Annotated in this window: 2 protein-coding genes and 1 pseudogene; 1 reads left to right on the top strand and 2 read right to left on the bottom strand. The window is 39.6% G+C overall.

The genetic code is table 11. The features are described from left to right. The first annotated feature begins 177 nt into the window (after nucleotides 1–177). A complete protein-coding gene (locus tag APA10_RS11650) occupies nucleotides 178–1,110 on the top strand; it encodes a LysR family transcriptional regulator (RefSeq protein WP_231111060.1) in 933 nt (310 codons plus the stop codon). A 260-nt stretch (nucleotides 1,111–1,370) separates the two neighbouring features. On the opposite strand, the gene APA10_RS11655 is transcribed toward APA10_RS11650, so the two are convergent. Together APA10_RS11655 and APA10_RS15445 are read right to left on the bottom strand one after the other, a co-directional pair. Continuing rightward, on the bottom strand, nucleotides 1,371–2,075 hold the full coding sequence (locus tag APA10_RS11655) for a VIT1/CCC1 transporter family protein (protein WP_035367743.1): 705 nt from the start codon (nucleotides 2,073–2,075) through the stop codon (nucleotides 1,371–1,373). Nucleotides 2,076–2,208: 133 nt separating this feature from the next. Then, a pseudogene (locus APA10_RS15445) lies at nucleotides 2,209–2,377 on the bottom strand (two-component sensor histidine kinase); the annotation flags it as partial.

The following is a 2,377-nucleotide window of genomic DNA, read 5'->3' on the forward strand; positions in this document are numbered from 1 at the left end:
ATCACGCTCAAAACCTCTTGAAAACCTATCATAGCGAATTTCCAAAAGGGCTCTTAGAGCTATCTACTAACTCTATATCTAGGATATAAGATCATAATGATGCGTTATTTTGCAATAATATGAAAATATGCACTTAGTACTTACATGAAAATATATAATATCATGGATATATTTAAAATGAAAAATATTCGCAAGAATTTAAAATTAAGACACTTTAGGCTTATTGAAGTTTTAGCAGAAACCAAAAATATTCGTCGCACAGCTGATCGATTAAATATCACACCAGGAGCTGTCTCAAAATCATGTTTAGAAATTGAAAATATTCTTAAAACAAAACTTTTTACCAGAAAATATGGAAGTTTGGTTCCAAATGAAATTTGTGAACGTTTTATCATTGCAGGCAGAAGAGTAAATGCTGAACTCAAACACTTGATGACAGATCTGCACACACATGAAAAAGGCTTTTACGGTAGAGTCAAAATTGGTTTTCAAACGCCTATGTTGCAAGATTTTATTATGAAAGGTGTTTCAGAAATAAAAAAAATGCACCCGAACTTGAATTTGACACTCAATTATGCAGCGCGACATGAGCTTCTAGCTGGTCTGGAAGCAAACCTTTATGATTTTATTTTCGTAAATCTTACTGATATTCAATCATATTCAAGATTCAAAACACTATCTCTTGGAACTGAACAATATATTGTAGCCTCAATGAAAAACATTTTTTCCATTCCTGATGTATTAGAAAAATGGCATGAATTTTCTTCATTTATATGGGTTTTACCTATTGCAGGACTAGCTATGAGAGATCGATTTGAAGCTGCATTAGCAGCTAGAGGATTAGCACTTCCATCACGCTTTATTGAGATGAATTCTCCAATAGGTGGAGAGCAAATAGTTGCCCTTACTGATGCATATACCTTGCTACCTCTTACAATGATAAGAAATTTAGGATGGCCAATTGATAGCTCGGACGTTTCTTTACGCTTCTTACCTGAGATGCAGCTTGAAAATGGTATTGTGTGGTTAAATGACACGGAACTTAGTGCTGCTGCAAAATATGTAAGGCAATTAATTGTGAATAAAATAAACAAAAATATTGAATTATAACATACAATTTTTAAAATAAATTTTCCTGAAATCTCTTTTTATCCCGAACAAGAAGGGGAATAAAAAAATAAGGTGTTCATCAACTAAATTACCCCAAATTTTGTCGAGGCAGCAGTCTCCCTTTCTGCTCATAGACACAATAAAGTCGTCAACAGAAACGACCTTGTGGAAACTCTCTAAACAATACTGACTGCCACAATCAGCATGATGCACACATCCTCCTAGCAGTTGACGCAAGGCTATATAATAACGATACTTCTTTACAAGCCACCAAACATTTTCCCAACAAAAGTTGTTCCCACCATAGCGACAATACCCCAAAATATAACACGCAAGGTAGGACGCAAAGGTGCAGCACCACCTGCACGGGCCCCCACAACTCCAAGTAACGCCAAGCTTATGAGTGAGACTGCGGACACAACCCATGATACAATAGATAAAGATGAGAGTAATGCAGCCAGCACCGGAAGTATTGCGCCAGATGAAAATGCTCCAGCCGATGCACAGGCTGCTTGTATTGGTCGTGCAGATGTTGCATCGGAAATACCCAATTCATCACGGGCATGTGCCCCCAATGCGTCATGTTGCATCAGCTGCTGTGCAACCTTGCGCGCCAGAGCATCATCCAACCCACGCTGGCGATATATATCAGCCAGTTCGCCAACTTCGGTATCCCAACTGCTGCCAAGCTCCTGCTTTTCACGGGCAAGATCAGCTTTTTCTGAATCTGCCTGTGAACTGACAGAAACATACTCTCCTGCAGCCATAGACATGGCTCCCGCCACCAGGCTTGATATTCCAGCCAGCAAAATATTTTCTCGACTAGCATGTGCACTAGCAACACCCATAATAAGGCTGGATGTTGACAGAATACCATCATTCGCGCCCAACACAGCAGCCCGCAGCCATCCCAAACGGGATGTTGCATGCGTTTCTTTCTGGCTGTTCAATATATTATTTCCCATATTTGATTGATGCACTTTCAATCACCTACATTTTCTGAAAAACATTTCTTCTCAAAAGAGAGATCACAACAGAAATCAGTTCATCCAGAACATCATACATCGCAAACATGACGCAAACCTGAACGTATTACTGTCAGGTTTCTTCAGACAGCAATATGACTTCAGGGTTTGGGAAACATAGAGAAACACTTAATCCCCGCGCAGAACCCGTAAGAGGTGATTGTAATTGCAAGCGCGCATCCATCTGTCTGGCAATATTACTGGCAATTGCTAAACCAAGGCCGCTGCCATCGCTGGAACTG

The organism is Acetobacter pasteurianus subsp. pasteurianus LMG 1262 = NBRC 106471 (genome assembly GCF_000285275.1).
GTDB classification, from domain to species: Bacteria; Pseudomonadota; Alphaproteobacteria; order Acetobacterales; family Acetobacteraceae; genus Acetobacter; species Acetobacter pasteurianus.

Bases quoted from the DNA above. Each gene is read 5' to 3' on its own strand.
- APA10_RS11650 (WP_231111060.1), top strand. From the start codon at position 178: ATGAAAAATATTCGCAAGAATTTAAAATTAAGACACTTTAGGCTTATT.
- APA10_RS11655 (WP_035367743.1), bottom strand. From the start codon at position 2,075: ATGGGAAATAATATATTGAACAGCCAGAAAGAAACGCATGCAACATCC.